Annotated in this window: 14 protein-coding genes; 13 read left to right on the forward strand and 1 reads right to left on the reverse strand. The window is 37.6% G+C overall.

Annotation, left to right across the window (positions count from 1 at the left end):
* The first annotated feature begins 21 nt into the window (after positions 1-21).
* From ligA to DLD54_RS02700, 12 genes are all read left to right on the forward strand, one after another.
* Positions 22-2,037 (forward strand): NAD-dependent DNA ligase LigA, encoded by a 2,016-nt coding sequence (ligA, locus tag DLD54_RS02645; protein WP_109918125.1) that lies wholly within the window; start codon positions 22-24, stop codon positions 2,035-2,037.
* 13 nt (positions 2,038-2,050) lie between these two features.
* Positions 2,051-3,190 (forward strand): CamS family sex pheromone protein, encoded by a 1,140-nt coding sequence (locus DLD54_RS02650; RefSeq protein WP_109918998.1) that lies wholly within the window; start codon positions 2,051-2,053, stop codon positions 3,188-3,190.
* Positions 3,191-3,204: 14 nt separating this feature from the next.
* The gene (gatC, locus tag DLD54_RS02655) at positions 3,205-3,507 is read left to right on the forward strand and encodes an Asp-tRNA(Asn)/Glu-tRNA(Gln) amidotransferase subunit GatC (protein WP_038521665.1); all 303 of its coding nucleotides are present in this window, start codon (positions 3,205-3,207) and stop codon (positions 3,505-3,507) included.
* Positions 3,507-4,946 carry an Asp-tRNA(Asn)/Glu-tRNA(Gln) amidotransferase subunit GatA gene (gatA, locus tag DLD54_RS02660; protein WP_109918126.1) on the forward strand — a complete coding sequence of 480 codons (1,440 nt, stop codon included), beginning with the start codon at positions 3,507-3,509 and terminating at the stop codon, positions 4,944-4,946. Before gatC ends, gatA begins: the two co-directional genes overlap by 1 nt.
* Before the next feature lie 3 nt (positions 4,947-4,949).
* Positions 4,950-6,380, forward strand: a complete 1,431-nt coding sequence (gatB, locus tag DLD54_RS02665; RefSeq protein WP_109918127.1) for an Asp-tRNA(Asn)/Glu-tRNA(Gln) amidotransferase subunit GatB — start codon at positions 4,950-4,952, stop codon at positions 6,378-6,380.
* A 32-nt stretch (positions 6,381-6,412) separates the two neighbouring features.
* Entirely contained in the window at positions 6,413-7,333 is a 921-nt protein-coding gene (locus DLD54_RS02670) for a diacylglycerol kinase family lipid kinase (protein ID WP_109918128.1), read from the forward strand.
* Between the two features lie 216 nt (positions 7,334-7,549).
* Complete coding sequence (locus DLD54_RS02675) at positions 7,550-8,350, forward strand: SDR family oxidoreductase (RefSeq protein WP_046326847.1); 801 nt, start codon at positions 7,550-7,552, stop codon at positions 8,348-8,350.
* A gap of 14 nt (positions 8,351-8,364) precedes the next feature.
* Complete coding sequence (locus tag DLD54_RS02680; protein WP_109918129.1) at positions 8,365-10,200, forward strand: PTS sugar transporter subunit IIA; 1,836 nt, start codon at positions 8,365-8,367, stop codon at positions 10,198-10,200.
* A 1-nt stretch (position 10,201) separates the two neighbouring features.
* On the forward strand, positions 10,202-10,699 hold the full coding sequence (locus DLD54_RS02685) for a transcriptional regulator GutM (protein WP_052059640.1): 498 nt from the start codon (positions 10,202-10,204) through the stop codon (positions 10,697-10,699).
* A complete protein-coding gene (srlA, locus tag DLD54_RS02690; protein WP_038521683.1) occupies positions 10,696-11,247 on the forward strand; it encodes a PTS glucitol/sorbitol transporter subunit IIC in 552 nt (183 codons plus the stop codon). Before DLD54_RS02685 ends, srlA begins: the two co-directional genes overlap by 4 nt.
* A gap of 24 nt (positions 11,248-11,271) precedes the next feature.
* Positions 11,272-12,273 carry a PTS glucitol/sorbitol transporter subunit IIB gene (gene srlE / locus DLD54_RS02695; RefSeq protein WP_109918130.1) on the forward strand — a complete coding sequence of 334 codons (1,002 nt, stop codon included), beginning with the start codon at positions 11,272-11,274 and terminating at the stop codon, positions 12,271-12,273.
* A gap of 16 nt (positions 12,274-12,289) precedes the next feature.
* A complete protein-coding gene (locus tag DLD54_RS02700; protein WP_046326850.1) occupies positions 12,290-12,655 on the forward strand; it encodes a PTS glucitol/sorbitol transporter subunit IIA in 366 nt (121 codons plus the stop codon).
* Positions 12,656-12,797: 142 nt separating this feature from the next.
* On the opposite strand, the gene DLD54_RS02705 is transcribed toward DLD54_RS02700, so the two are convergent.
* Positions 12,798-13,508, reverse strand: a complete 711-nt coding sequence (locus DLD54_RS02705) for a Bax inhibitor-1/YccA family protein (RefSeq protein ID WP_109918131.1) — start codon at positions 13,506-13,508, stop codon at positions 12,798-12,800.
* 172 nt (positions 13,509-13,680) lie between these two features.
* Between DLD54_RS02705 and rlmD the strand changes: the two genes are divergently transcribed.
* The gene (gene rlmD, locus DLD54_RS02710; RefSeq protein ID WP_109918132.1) at positions 13,681-15,033 is read left to right on the forward strand and encodes a 23S rRNA (uracil(1939)-C(5))-methyltransferase RlmD; all 1,353 of its coding nucleotides are present in this window, start codon (positions 13,681-13,683) and stop codon (positions 15,031-15,033) included.
* The last annotated feature ends 206 nt before the right edge of the window (positions 15,034-15,239 follow it).

Below are 15,239 nucleotides of genomic sequence, written 5' to 3' on the forward strand. Positions count from 1 at the left end.
TTTTTAATCGGGAGGAAGAAAATGGCTGATTTAACTCTTGATGAAGCCAGAAAAGAAGTTGCTGCGCTGAGAGATAAGTTGGACGAATGGGCCAACGCATATTACACGAAGGATACCCCAGAGGTAGAAGATAATGTGTATGACAAAAATTATAATCGCTTAGTTCAATTAGAGCAGGAATTTCCTCAGCTGGTGTCGCAAGATTCCATAACGCAAAAAGTTGGTGGACAAATTGACAACCAGTTCACCAAAGTAACGCATGAGATTCCAATGCTTTCAATGGGCGACGTCTTTTCTAAAGAAGAACTCCAAGAATTTGATAATCGTGTGCGAAAACAAATTGGTCATGAAGTTGCTTATAATGTGGAATTAAAAATCGATGGCTTATCGATTGCGTTAGAATACACTGATGGCAAATTAACTAGGGCATCTACTAGAGGTAACGGTCAAGTCGGTGAAGATGTTACTCCCAATGCCAAATTTATTTCAGATATTCCGCAAACCCTACCAGAAAAATTGACCACAGAAGTTCGTGGTGAGTGCTATATGGGTAAAGAGCCTTTTGCCAAGCTTAATGCTGAACGCGACGAAAAAGGTGAATCGGTTTTTGCCAACCCCCGTAACGCTGCTGCTGGTTCTTTACGGCAACTGGATGCAAGTATTACTAAGCACCGGCATTTAAGTACATTTATTTATACTTGGGTTAATCCACCGCAAGAAATCACGAGTCAGCATCAGGCAATTGAGAAAATGACCCAGCTGGGTTTTCATACTAATCAAACTGGTCGAAGAATTGCTAAAATGTCTGAAATCTTCGCTTTTATTGATGAATATACGGCAAAGAGAAATTCTCTGGATTATGGTATTGACGGGATCGTCTTAAAGGTTGATGATCTGAATTTACAACAAGATTTGGGTAATACGGTCAAAGTACCACGTTGGGAAATAGCTTATAAATTTCCGCCGGAGGAGCAGCAAACAGTGGTTCATGAAATTAAGTGGACAGTTGGTCGTACAGGTGTCGTAACGCCAACCGCAATCATGGATCCGGTGCAACTTGCTGGTACAACTGTTTCACATGCTGTTTTGCATAACGCCGATTTATTACAGCAAAAGGATGTTCGCATTGGGGACACCGTTATGTTGCACAAAGCGGGCGATATTATTCCTGAAATTTCAGAAGTAGTTTTGGCTAAAAGACCTAAGGATGCACAACCATATCCTATTCCTACTTCTTGTCCATCATGTGGTGAAAAATTAATTCACTTAAAAGATGAAGTGGCGCTGCGGTGTGTTAATCCTTCTTGCCCAGCACAAATTGAGGAGGGTATTACCCACTTTGCCTCCAGACCCGCAATGAATATTGATGGTTTGGGACCAAAAATTGTCAGACAGTTAATTAAAAATGATCTGGTCCATAATGTAGCTGATTTGTACCATTTACAAGCTGCAGACTTGGAAAAATTAGATCATTTCAAAGACAAAGCGATTAGCAACTTATTGAATGCGATTAATAATTCAAAGAGTAATTCTGTTGAATTGCTACTGACGGGATTAGGCATTGATCATGTTGGCGCCAAAGCTGCTCGTTTGATAGCACAAAAGTTTAAAAATATGGCAAAGATTATGTCAGCAGACGTGCAAGAAGTAGCTTCAATCGCTACAATAGGCATGACAATTGCAGAATCTTTGACTACCTATTTTGCCCAAAATGAAGTGGTGGAATTAGTTAACGAACTTAAGGCCAGTGGGGTTAATATGGATTATTTGGGTAAGAGTCCTGAAGCTGCAGCGGCAGATATTCCTGATAACGATTTTAAAGGTAAAACCGTTGTTTTGACTGGTACTCTGGCACACTATACCAGAAGTCAATTTACTCAGAAGTTACAATCCCTTGGCGCAAAAGTAACTGGTTCTGTTTCTGGTAAAACTGATTATGTTATCTATGGTCAAGATGCTGGTTCCAAGTTTACAAAAGCACAGAAGCTAGGCGTGCAATTATTGACTGAAGAAGAAGCGATTGCCAAAGTTAAATAAAGGAACGTTTAAAGTGAAAAAATACTTGCAAATATTAGCACTTCTGGGAACATCGCTCTGTTTGACGGCATGTGGAAATTTGAAAAATTCCGACTTGGCCAACAACGCGAAAACTTCTTCAAATTCTAATGCAAAAAGTTATCAAACTACTGAAACAGGTAATAATGGCTATACCGTTTTGCTCAAAAATGGGCATTATGTTACAAGTCCGATAGCTGGTCTGACTGCAACTAATAATAATAATTCGGTTGATTCACGCGAACTGGAGCGCGGTTTAGTAGATATTTCTAAAGGCGTCTATTCAACTAATTCTTATGTTTTCCAAGAAGGGCAGTATATCACTGCCAATATGGCAAATGAGTGGCTTGGTCGAAAATCTAAAAACAATCCGAATGGACTTAATCCCGAGGCAGGAACTAAGAAAAATTATCGGCCCTATTATCTAGAAGAAATTTTTGAGCAGGATTATTTAACAGGTTCTGGTTCGAATTATCATATCGGTGGCATTAGTATCGGCTTGGCAATTAACTCAATTGACTACTACCAAAAGGTAAAGGATGGCCCTGAATATCAAGCTGAAATTTCCCGTTCTCAACAAAAGCAATTTGGTCAACAAGCAGCCGAAAAAATTGTCTCCCGCCTGCGCAAGAAAAAGGCTTTAAAAAAAGTTCCAATTACTGTAGGTCTTTTTGCTAAAGAAAGTAAAGACTCATTAGTAGCAGGAACTTACTTTTTAAGCGGGACAGCGGCTGCCAATAGTAGTAAAATAACTAAATGGAAAACTATTGATACCCAAGCAGAAGTATTGCCTACGGTTGGCAATAAAAAAGCAATCAACAGCAGTGATGCCTCAAGCTTCAATAGTTTCAAGGAATCTATTCAAAATTATTTCCCTAACGTTAGCGGGGTAACGGCAACATTACGCTACGAGAATGGTAAATTAGCTCAGGAAAACATTTCAATTACTACTCAATTTTATGGGTACGAACAAATTCAAAGTTTTACTAGGTTAGTGTTATCAACCGCAAAGAAATATCTGGCAAATAATGTACCGATTGAAATCAAAATTGGCTCTGTTAATGATATTCAAGCACTAGTTGCCAAGGAAACGGGAGATAGTGGTTATCAAGTTCATATTTATGGTGGCGAATAAGGAGGTATATTTGCGTGAAAATCACAGAAGATACAATTAAGCACGTTGCGGTTTTGTCGCGACTAGAAATTGATGAAAAAGATATTGCGAAGGTAACTGAACAGATGAGTTCGATTATCAATATGGCTGATCAATTATCTGAAGTTAATACTGATGGAGTTAAAGAAACTGTTCAAGTTGTTGATCGCGATACGGTTTTCAGAGAAGATAAACCGGAACACTGGCAAGACAGAGATGAATTAATGAAAAATGTTCCTGACCAAGCCAATGGCTTCATTAAGGTGCCTGTAATTATTAATAAGGATGAGGACGAGTAATGAATTATTTAAATGAAGATATAGACTCTTTGAATAAGAAACTTGCCCAAAACACTTTGTCAGCTGACAAATTAGCGCAAGATACAGTTGAAAATATTAAAAAAACTGATGACAAGTTAAATGCTTGGATCACAATCCAAGAAGATGCTAAACCAGCAAATGACTTGGATTTTGAGCATAATAAATTAGCAGGTATTCCAATCGCCATTAAAGATAATATTATTACTAAAGGCGTTAAGACTACTGCCGCTAGTCATATTTTGGATAATTACATTCCAGTTTATGACGCAACAGTAATTGAAAGATTGAAAAAAGCGCAAGTGACTTTTGTGGGTAAAACCAATATGGATGAATTTGCGATGGGTTCATCTACGGAACACTCTTATTTTGGTATAACTCACAATCCGTGGAATTTAGATAAAGTGCCAGGTGGCTCCTCTGGTGGTTCAGCAGTTGCAGTTGCTTCAGGTCAAGTAGTTGCCGCCTTAGGTTCTGACACTGGTGGTTCAATTAGACAACCTTCTGCATTTAATGGTATTTTCGGTATCAAGCCAACCTATGGTCGGGTTTCACGTTGGGGTTTAATAGCATTTGGTTCTTCTTTAGATGAGATTGGCGTCATGAGTAAGCGTGCTAAAACTTCAGCTCAAGTCTTAAATGTTATTGCCGGTAGTGATGGTCATGATTCGACCTTGTCAACTAGGGCAGTTCCTGACTTTACCAAATACATTGGTCAAGATGTCAAGGGATTACGCGTAGCAGTAGTAAAAGAATATATGGCTGCCGTTGATGGTGATATGCGTGCAGCTATCCAAGAACAAATCGATGCTTTGGAAAAAGCAGGCGCAATTATCAGTGAAGTATCTTTACCTTTAACTAAGTACGTTGTTCCAGATTATTACATCATTGCTTCAAGCGAGGCTTCATCGAATTTGCAAAGATTTGATGGTATTCGTTACGGTTATCGTGCTCAAGATACTAAGAATTTATTAGATGTTTACGTTAAGTCACGTTCAGAGGGCTTTGGTGAAGAAGTAAAAAGACGAATTATGCTCGGCTCTTTTGCGCTTTCAGCTGGTTCTTATGATCGCTTCTTTAGACAAGCTTCTAAGGTCAGAACGCTGATTTGTGAAGAATTCGATCAAATCTTTGCTGAAAATGACGTTATCGTGGGACCAACTACTACCACACCTGCTTTTGGTATTGGCAGCGAAATATCTGATCCAATTAAAATGTATAACAACGATATCTTGACAATTTCCGCAAACTTAGCTGGAATCCCTGCTGCCAGTGTTCCTGCTGGATTAGTAGACGGTATGCCTGTTGGTCTGCAAATTATGGCTAAAAGATTTGATGAAGGCAGCATCTTCCAAGTGGCTGACTTTATTGAACGTACTAACAAGTTTTATGAAAAAACACCAACTGGAATGGAGGATTAACTGATGAATTTTAAATCAACAATTGGGTTCGAGGTTCACTTTGAATTAAAAACTAAAAGTAAGATTTTTTCACCTTCGCCAGTAAGTTATGGAGCTAAACCCAACACAGAAACTAATGTCATTGATTGGGCAATGCCAGGTGTTTTGCCATACGTTAACAAAGATGTTTACCGTTTAGGCATCATGGTTGCTTTGGCAACCCATTCACATATTTTGCCAACCACTCATTTTGACCGGAAAAATTATTATTACCCAGATAGCCCTAAGGCTTATCAAATTACCCAATTTTTCCAACCACTAGCTCGTGATGGCTATGTTGAAATAGAAGCTCACGGTAAGAAAAAGCGTATTGGTATTCACGAAATGCACATTGAGGAAGATGCCGGTAAAAATACTCACGGTACAAACGGTTATTCCTATGTTGACTTAAACCGTCAGGGTGTGCCTCTGCTTGAAGTTGTCTCAGAACCGGAAATTGCCGATCCTGATGAAGGATACGCTTACCTCGAAAAATTGCGTAAGATAGTTCAGTTTACCGGTGCCTCTGACGTTAAGATGGAAGAGGGATCAATGCGTGTTGATACCAATATTTCCATTAGACCTGCCGGTCAAAAAGAATTGGGTACTAAGGTCGAAATGAAAAACCTGAACTCATTTGAGCATGTGCGCAAATCACTAGCTTACGAGGAAAAACGGCAGGCGCAAGTTTTGCTTTCCGGTGGCCGCGTGCAACTTTCTACTCGTCGTTTCGATGAGGCAACTGGTAAAACTGTTTTGGAGCGGGTTAAGGAAGGCGATGCGGACTACCGCTATTTCCCAGAACCGGATATTGCTCCCGATCATATTAGCCAAGAGTGGATTGATGAAATTAAAGCATCCTTGCCACGCTCTGCGGAAGAACGCTATAACCAGTATGTTAATGAGTTTGGCTTAAAAAAATACGATGCCAATGTCCTTTTGCAAACTAAAGAAAGCTCAGACTTTTATGATCAAGCCGTTGCAGCTGGTGCTGATCCGCAACTTGCTGCCAACTGGATGAATACGCAAGTTAACGGTTACTTAAATGATAATCGTGTTTCTTTAGCTGATATTAAGTTGACCCCTGAACACTTAGCAGCTATGATTAAGTTAATCAAAGATGGCACAATTTCTTCTAAGATTGCGAAAAAAGTTTTTGCGGAAACTATTGCTAATGGTACTGACCCTAAGAAGTATGTGGAAGACAAAGGCATGGTGCAGTTGTCCGATACCAGTGTTTTAGCGCCAATGGTAAAGGAAGTTGTTGATAACAACCCGCAATCAGTTGAAGACTTTAAGAACGGTAAAGATCGTGCAATCGGCTACCTTGTTGGTCAATTGATGAAGCAAACTCGCGGAAAAGCCAATCCAAAAATAATTAATAAATTATTGAATGAAGAATTGCAAAAGCGCTAAGTAAGTTATTGTAGTGATAAAGGGTAGAAATTATGACTAAAAAAGCAAGACTGATTTATAACCCTGTTTCCGGCCACGAACAGATGCCAAAAAATGTCGCAGATATATTGGACGTTTTAGAACGTGCCGGTTATGAGGCGAGTGCTTTTCGAACCACCCCTGAAAAACAAAGCGCGCAAAAAGAAGCAACCCGTGCTGCCAATGAAGGTTTTGACTTAATTGTCGCTGCCGGTGGTGACGGCACAATTAATGAGGTTGTAAATGGCATTGCCTATCTGGAACAAAGACCGAAGATGGCAATAATTCCAGCAGGCACTACCAATGATTATGCCCGTGCTCTGCATATTCCTCGTAATGACGTTGCCGAAGCTACTAAAGTCATTCTTAAAAATAAAACGCGCAAAATGGATATAGGTCAAGCTACTTTTGCTAAAGACATCCAATATTTTGTTAATATCGCAGCTTGTGGCTCACTAACTGAACTGACTTATGGTGTTCCTTCAGAAGTTAAATCAGCTCTTGGCTACACAGCGTACTTGATTAAGGGTGCTGAGATGCTACCACATTTAACTGAAAATGAAATGCGTTTAACTTATGATGAAGGCGTATATGAAGGTAAGCTATCAATGCTGCTCTTAGGCATGACCAATTCTATTGGTGGCTTTGAGCAAATAATGCCAGATGCGGAATTAAGCGATGGCTTATTTCAGTTAATTATTGTTAAGCCAGCTGATCCGGTAAAGCTGCTTAAATTAATGGCACTGGCACTGAACGGGCGTCACGTTGATGATCCTGATATTATTTATACCAAAACTACGAGTCTCAAAATTGAATTAACCGGTAAAAGTGCACACGAAAAATTACCTGTTAACCTAGACGGTGAAATCGGTGATTATTGTCCTGTTACCTTTAAAAATTTGCAGCAGCGCATTGAATTCTTTATTGGGGAATAAAATAATCAGTGATTCTGACATAAAACAACAAAAAGGGAAATTAAGCATTAAGTTACTATTTTCTAGTAACTTAATGCTTTTTTATTGGCTTTTACTAACCCCAATCTTTAACTTAATACCCAAAATTTCTGCCAATGCTGAAAATAAGGTTATTAATATCTGCAAGCGATTTCATTAAACTGGATAATGTAATCGAATACAGAAAGGAATATTAACATGGAAGATTGGTTAAATATTGAAGATAGAGTTTACATTGTGACAGGAGGCTCATCTGGTATTGGAGCAGCTATTGTTAAGGAGCTAGCCGATAGGGGAGCAAAAGTTGTCGATGCAGACTTAAACGAATCTAAAAATGCTAATAAGAATGTGGAATTTTGCCACACCGATGTGACAAATAAAAAGGAAGTGGAGCAAACAGTCAAACATACAGTTGAAAAATATGGTCGAATTGATGGTGTTGTAAATAATGCTGGTATTAACTTGCCCCGGCTTTTAGTAGATGATAAAGAGCCTGAAAGTCAATATGAAATGACCGAAGATGACTGGGCAAAAATGTTTACGGTAAACGTTAAAAGTGTAATGCTTATGTCTCAAGCAGTCGGTCGCTTTTTAGTAAAACAAAAACACGGTGTAATTATTAACATGTCTTCTGAGGCTGGATTAGAAGGCTCGCAAGGTCAGAGCATTTATTCGGCTACTAAGGGTGCTATTAATGGCTTTACCAGATCTTGGGCTAAGGAACTGGGCAAATTTAATGTCAGAGTTGACGGTGTGGCGCCAGGAATCATGGAAGCAACAGGTTTAAGAACACCAACTTATGAAAATGCGCTGGCTTATACCAGAAACATTACCGTAGATGATTTGCGTGCGGGCTATAAGAGTACTTCAACCACTCCAATGGGTAGAAGCGGTCACTTATATGAAGTTGCAGATTTAGTAGCTTATCTTCTCTCCGATAGAGCAAGTTACATCACTGGTGTCACCATCAATGTAGCCGGAGGAAAATCGAGGGGCTAGATGAAAGGAAACTAATGGATAGCTATTTATTTGGACTCTTAAAACTCTTCATTGAAAATGGCTCAATGACGATGCAAGAAATTGAAGCTTACAGTAATATTTCTGCTAAAACAGCTAATAAACGTATTGCTGAAATAAATTCTATTTTAGGAAAATCAGCACATATTTCGGCTGGCATTGAAAGATTTCAGTTAATAATAAATGACTATTCAAAATTTCTGGATATTGAAACTCAATTTTTAAAAGGGGAGCTGGATTTAAATGATCCGGTTAAGAGAAAGGCATTAATTATTGATATTCTTATTAAAAATAAGAATTTTATTTCAATTGATGATATAGCAGATAAAGTAACCGTTAGTAGAAAAGTAATTAATAAGGACTTAAAGCAGATTAGAGCTAGTCTTAGTTCTTATAAGGGTGAAATTGAGTCTAAAACGGGAAAGGGAATCAAAGTTAGCTTTGCCAGCAATTTCGATGAGATCTGTGCATTAAGAAATTTTGTAATTAATCACACTTCCAAATCAAGCTGGTTAAGTTTTACTGCCACCTTTTCTGAGACTGTTAAAAGCTTAGAAGTTTCAAAAGAAGCTCACCACCAAATATTAAACAATATCTTAGCGGTCAAAGTATTCAATAATTACGGCTATACTCTGCAGCAGTTGCCTGAACACTATTATCCTTTATGGGATGAAACTAGCGCTATCTGCAACTTAATTGCCGAGTTAAAAGAGACAATCAAGGATATTACTAAGGCAGAAATAAAATTTATTCTTTCGCCATTAGATTTGTCTAAAAATAATTATTTAAATTTAGCTAGTGTGGAACAGGCTTTTCACCAAAATTATGAGTTGTTATTTGTTCCGTTTAAAAGTACCTTGCTGCAGTATGGATTAAATGCTCAAACTGTTTATGAAAGAATTAAGTGGCATTTATTATTTTCAATTAACCGGACACTTTTATATACGAAAATTATTGAGGTTTTACCCAGAAATATTTCTGACAACTATCCGATAGCCTTGGAATTTAGTTTAAAACTAGCTGATAGGATAAATACTCAATTTGCAGTTTGCCTTTCAAAAAACGAATTAAATTATTACGTGGTCTATTTTGAAATGTTTCTGGAAGAAATTTCTGAAGACACCAAAGAACAGGTAAGAGTGGCCTTTGTCGGCTCAATTCGTAGTTCCGTTAAAGAGTTTATCGAAAATAAATTACTGAATGTTTTTGAGAATTTAAGAACTTATTCTTTTGCTAATGTGACAGAGTTCAAGAAGGCGAATGACAAGTTCCTCTTAGTTTTTGTGGATAAGCCTTTAAAAATAAAAGATGTGCAAGTGGTAAATGTGGGCACGGCTTTCAGACCGGAAGCATTGTCGATAATTATGCAAATTTCTGTGATTGAGCAATTAATAAAGCAGGGGAAGATTATTTTATCCGTAGAACACCTTGAAGCCGAAGATTACTATGACGCCGTTGACAAGATGATTGACCATCAAGTGCAAAAAGGGCAACTAACTCCTGATTTTAAGCGCACCTGGATTGAAAGAGAAAAAGATACCAATAATATTTTTACGAATGGAATTGCAATTCCTCATGCGATTGATTATTCAAATAAAGAACGAATACTGGTTAGTGTTGGCATTATTGACAATAAAATTTCATTCAAAAAGAATGAACTAAAATTGATTTTTTTAATTGGCATTCCGAACAGCTTAAATAAGGAACTTATCGATGCAACATCAAGACTTTACGATTTTATTGGCTTAATTTCTAGAAACGAAATTTTATACGACAACATTGCTCAATATGATGACTCAAAACAATTAATTCAAATAGCAGAGGGTGTGTAAATTGAATATTTTATTTATTTCACTGTTATTAGGGGCAGTTTTTCTACTTCAAAGTTTTTTCGGTTTTTTACAAGTTAAGAATTTTGTCAAAGTTTTTCGCAAGATGTGTAAAAACGGAAAAGTTTTAATTGGAAAGAATCCTAAAAAACTTAGGGCGGGAACTCTGTTATTACTTAATATTGATAAACAGGGCAATATCAGTCACGCTCAAATAATGAAGGGCGTAAGCATTTTTGCCAGATTTAAACAATTAAAATCATTAGAAGGTAACTGCTTACCTTTACTAGCTAGCAGTTACGAAGAATTAAATAATTACGATTCTCTCACACAGGAATGTATTTTGAATGCTTACCGCAATTTGATTAATTATCAAACCGGCAAGATGAGTCGAGAGGATATAGACACGAGTACTAATTTTCTTTCTCTGCCTGTATTTTCAATGTGGAAGAATGAGTTAGTTGGAAAATTTAAAGAAATAAGGAGAAGGCGAGAATTATGAAATATATTATTAATTTTGCCACTTGGTTTATGGGGTTATTTCAAGCCGGTGGTAAGCAATTCGCAAATTGGGTAAGCACAATTATTCCGTTAGTTTTGATTATGCTCGTATTCATGAATGCCTTAATTGCAATGATTGGGCAAAAGAAAATGAACAAATTTGCCCAGGCATCTTCCAAGAATCCGTTCATGAGGTATATGATTTTACCTTTTATTGCAGCATTTATGCTGGGTAACCCTTTAGCACATACTATGGGCAAGTTTTTACCCGAATATTACAAACCTAGTTACTATGCTTCATGTGCCCAATTTTGTCACACGAGTAATGGTGTGTTTCCGCATATCAACCCAGCAGAGTACTTCATCTGGATGGGAATTGCGGCTGGTGTCCAGAAGTTAGGCTTGAATACCATGGATTTAGCCGTGAGATACTTACTTGTCGGTTTAGTTATGAACTTTATTGGCGGTTGGATTACCGATTTTACTACTGAATATGTATGTAAGACAACGGGGATCAAATTGTCTAAAGAAGCTAATGTTGCGGAATAGCTTAAGATGGGAGATGACAAAATTATGACCAAATGGAAAAGCGTGAAAATAGTTCACGGTTCTGGTGGCTGGGGCGGCCCCCTAGTAATTACACCAACTGAACAAAAACACACAATTTTGTATGTGACTGGTGGCAACAAACCGGCAATAGTTGACAAGCTGGTTAAGTTAACGGGTATGAAAGCGGTAGATGGTTTTAAAACATCTATTCCTGATGCAGAAATCGCTGTCGCAGTTGTGGACTGTGGGGGTACGTTAAGGTGTGGTATTTATCCTAAAAAGAAAATTAAAACAATTAATGTGCTTTCGACAGGAAAATCAGGACCGCTAGCAGAATTCATTACACCAGAACTTTACGTATCTGCTGTTAATGTAGATGAAATTACCAGTACGGAAGAAAACGCTTCAGCAGATAGCACTCAGAACGCAGCGGAAACTGAGCCAACTGAAAGCAGTATTGATACTGATAAAACCTTAACGCAACAAAATGATGGTAGTTGGGTAGCTAAAATTGGTGTTGGCGTTGGTAAGGTTGTGGCGATTTTTAACCAAGCAGCTAAAAAATCTGTTGATACGGTGATTAAAACTATTTTGCCTTTCATGGCGTTTGTATCGCTGCTGATTGGTATTATCAATGCCTCTGGTATTGGTAAGTGGTTTGCCAAATTGATGACTCCGCTGGCAGGTAATGTATGGGGCTTAATGCTTCTAGGCTTTATTTGTTCCTTACCATTTTTATCACCATTATTAGGACCCGGCGGAGTTATTGGTCAAATTATTGGTACTTTGATCGGTGTAGAAATTGGTAAGGGTAACATTCCACCACAATACGCTCTGCCAGCATTATTTGCCATTAACACCCAAAATGGTTGTGATTTTATTCCAGTTGGCTTAGGTCTAATGGACGCAGATGCAAAAACCGTTGAAGTCGGAGTTACTTCAGTATTATATTCAAGATTTATAAATGGTGTGCCACGTGTATTTGTAGCATGGCTTGCAAGTTTCGGCCTTTACAGTGGAAAATAGAAAGGATTTCTAAAAATTGGGAAAAGAGCCTATATTTAAAACAGTAGTTAGAGAAATTGGCAAAGAAGCACAAGATTTCAAAGCCGTTGACATGTTGATTTTCTTCGGTGATGAAGCACCAAGTGCGTTACGTGACTCTTGCTTCATTATTGACGTTAACAAAGTAGATGCCCAAATAATAAAAGGCATGACACTTAAAATTGGTGAAACTGATTATCAAATTACCGCAGTGGGTAGTGAAGTTAATACCAACTTAAGTAATTTGGGTCATATTGCCGTTAAGTTCACGGGCGATGAAGAAGCCGATTTACCAGGTTCCTTATATGTTGAAAAGAAAGCTTTTCCAACAATTGAAGTAGGTACTGAAGTAGAAATCTTTTAAAGGCTTTAGTATATTAGTTAAATTTCGGGAATTTAAAAACACTCCTTTTTAACTTGATTAGTTATCAGGAGTGTTTTTTTGATATAAAAAAATAAGTAGTTCTATCTTAAGAACTACTTATTATTATCTTGATGGTTTGGCGCTAATTGCGACTATTGCTGCTGCCACCAAAGATTTCTAGTAAGAACATAAAAATATTAATGAAATCAAGGTAGAGTTGTAATGCACCGAGAACTGCCAAGCCATTAGTTGAAACCTGATTACCGTAATTGATGTATATTGCTTTCATCTTGTTAGCATCACTCGCGACTAAGCCTGTAAAAAGAATGACGCCAATAAATGAGAAGACATAGTTAACGGCAGGGTTGCGTAAGAACATGTTAACTATCAGAGCAACTACAAAACCAAGTAAAGCAGCACTCAGGTAGGCATTCCAGTTGCTAAGATCCCTTTTAGTGAAAGTACCAAACAAAGCCATGGCAATGAACACCGCTGCTGCTGAAACGAAAGCAGAAGTGATTTGCGTACCGGTATAAAAGCCTGCAATCAAGGCAAACTCAAAGCCGTAAATTCCGGCTAAAATTGTTAACATTACTAGACTGGCAACTGGACTGCGATCAGCTTTAAAACTAATACCCATTGATAAGCCAAAGGGTACAAATAAGATGAGCCACATCATTGCTACTGGCATGTTCATCACAACGCTTCTGAATACGGTCATTGTTAAATAGGCAGCTAATGCAGAAACAAGCACTGCACCACCCATCAGCGCATACATTTTAGTTAAAAAAGTATTAGTTTCTGAGATGGTGTGGATTTGGCGCCTATCTGAATTAGTATCATAATTATTCATGAAAAACGTCCTTTCTTTAATTTATTAATAATAAAAGTAACACAGACTAAAGTAAGTGTGAAGGGAAAAAACTGAAATTAATCCAATATTAAGAATACAGCATGTACATTACTTTTAACGGGATTTTTAGTAAAATAGAGATATTAATTATGTTTGTAAAAAAGGACAAGGTATGGAAAAAAATCAAATTATTAAGTTAGAAATTACCGATTTATCTTATGAGGCAATGGGTGTGGCCCATTATGAAGGCATGACAGTATTCGTTAACAATGCTTTACCGGGAGAAACGGTTGAAGCCAAGATCTTAAAAGTAAAAAAGAGTTTTGCTTTTGCTAAAATTGAACAAATTATCAAGGAGAGCCCTGACAGGGTTAATATTAAGCTCAACCAGTGGGTCCAAACCGGCTTGGCATCTTTAGCACACATCAAATACGATAAGCAGCTCGAGTTTAAGCGCAATCAAGTGGTAAATTTACTGCAGAAAGCCCATTTAGATGATGTCAAAGTAGCAGAGACTTTGCCTAGTCCAGAACAAACTGGCTACCGTAACAAAGCACAGGTGCCAGTGCGTGAGGTTAAGGGCCAGCTTGAAATTGGCTTTTTCAGAAAACATTCACACGACTTAGTGCCTCTGACCAATTTCTTTACGACTGATCCAGAAATTGATCGCGTTTTGGTTGCAGTTAGGGATTTATTGCGTCAATATCACGTACCTGCATACGATGAAATTCATAATCAAGGTGAAATCAGATACTTGGATGTTCGCCGTAGTAAAGCCACTGGTGAAATTATGGTCATCTTGGTTTGTCTGCACAAGGATTTTCCGCAACTACCTAAAGTAGCAGAGGCAATTAAGCAAATTGATGGCGTAACTAGTTTGGTCTTGAACTATAACCCGAAGAAGACCAATGTTATTTTGGGTAAGATTGATTACTTGATCTTTGGTAAGCCACAAATTACGGACCAAATAGGTGATGTTAAATTTAAGATTTCCCCTGAAAGTTTCTTTCAAATAAATTCACTGCAAACACCACGTTTATATGATTTAGCGATTAAAAAAGCTGATTTAAAGGCGGACGATATCGTGGTTGATGCTTATTCTGGCATTGGAACTATTGGTTTAAGCGTTGCCAAGCATGTTAAATCTGTTCGTGGAATGGAAAGCGTGTCTGACGCGGTGAAAGATGCCAATAATAATGCTAAGTTGAATGGTATCAATAATGCCAAATATGTGACTGGTAAGGCAGAAGAAGTGATGCCAAGATGGGCTGCTAAGGGGATGAAAGCTGATGTTATCTTTGTCGACCCACCACGAAAAGGCTTAACGCCAGAATTTATTGAAGCAGCAGTAAAAACTAGTCCAAAGAAGATTGTCTATATTTCATGTAATCCTGCAACTATGATTCGTGACTTGCAGGAATTTATGAAGGATGGTTACACCTTTAGCCAAATTGACCCCGTTGACATGTTTCCACAAACACCGCATGTTGAAGCGGTGACGGTATTGGAACGGACAGGTAAATAAAAACTAAAGTATTGAATTAATATGTTAAAAACTATAAAAATTACAACATTGCTTAGTTTGAAAATAATTATAAAATTTGAAATTGTTTTGAATTTTTTAAATATAATCTGCGATAGAATTATGAAACTTGAAAGTTATAAATAGTTTTTTGAAAAAATAAGTAGATTTTTTATAATATGGTTATAGCGTTACCGGATTAATAAGAG

The sequence above is a fragment of the Lactobacillus helsingborgensis genome (genome assembly GCF_003173695.1).
Classification (GTDB): domain Bacteria; phylum Bacillota; class Bacilli; order Lactobacillales; family Lactobacillaceae; genus Lactobacillus; species Lactobacillus helsingborgensis.

Bases quoted from the DNA above. Each gene is read 5' to 3' on its own strand.
- rlmD (WP_109918132.1), top strand. From the start codon at position 13,681: ATGGAAAAAAATCAAATTATTAAGTTAGAAATTACCGATTTATCTTAT.
- ligA (WP_109918125.1), top strand. From the start codon at position 22: ATGGCTGATTTAACTCTTGATGAAGCCAGAAAAGAAGTTGCTGCGCTG.
- srlA (WP_038521683.1), top strand. From the start codon at position 10,696: ATGAAATATATTATTAATTTTGCCACTTGGTTTATGGGGTTATTTCAA.
- gatA (WP_109918126.1), top strand. From the start codon at position 3,507: ATGAATTATTTAAATGAAGATATAGACTCTTTGAATAAGAAACTTGCC.
- srlE (WP_109918130.1), top strand. From the start codon at position 11,272: ATGACCAAATGGAAAAGCGTGAAAATAGTTCACGGTTCTGGTGGCTGG.
- DLD54_RS02670 (WP_109918128.1), top strand. From the start codon at position 6,413: ATGACTAAAAAAGCAAGACTGATTTATAACCCTGTTTCCGGCCACGAA.
- DLD54_RS02675 (WP_046326847.1), top strand. From the start codon at position 7,550: ATGGAAGATTGGTTAAATATTGAAGATAGAGTTTACATTGTGACAGGA.
- DLD54_RS02680 (WP_109918129.1), top strand. From the start codon at position 8,365: ATGGATAGCTATTTATTTGGACTCTTAAAACTCTTCATTGAAAATGGC.
- gatB (WP_109918127.1), top strand. From the start codon at position 4,950: ATGAATTTTAAATCAACAATTGGGTTCGAGGTTCACTTTGAATTAAAA.
- DLD54_RS02705 (WP_109918131.1), bottom strand. From the start codon at position 13,508: ATGAATAATTATGATACTAATTCAGATAGGCGCCAAATCCACACCATC.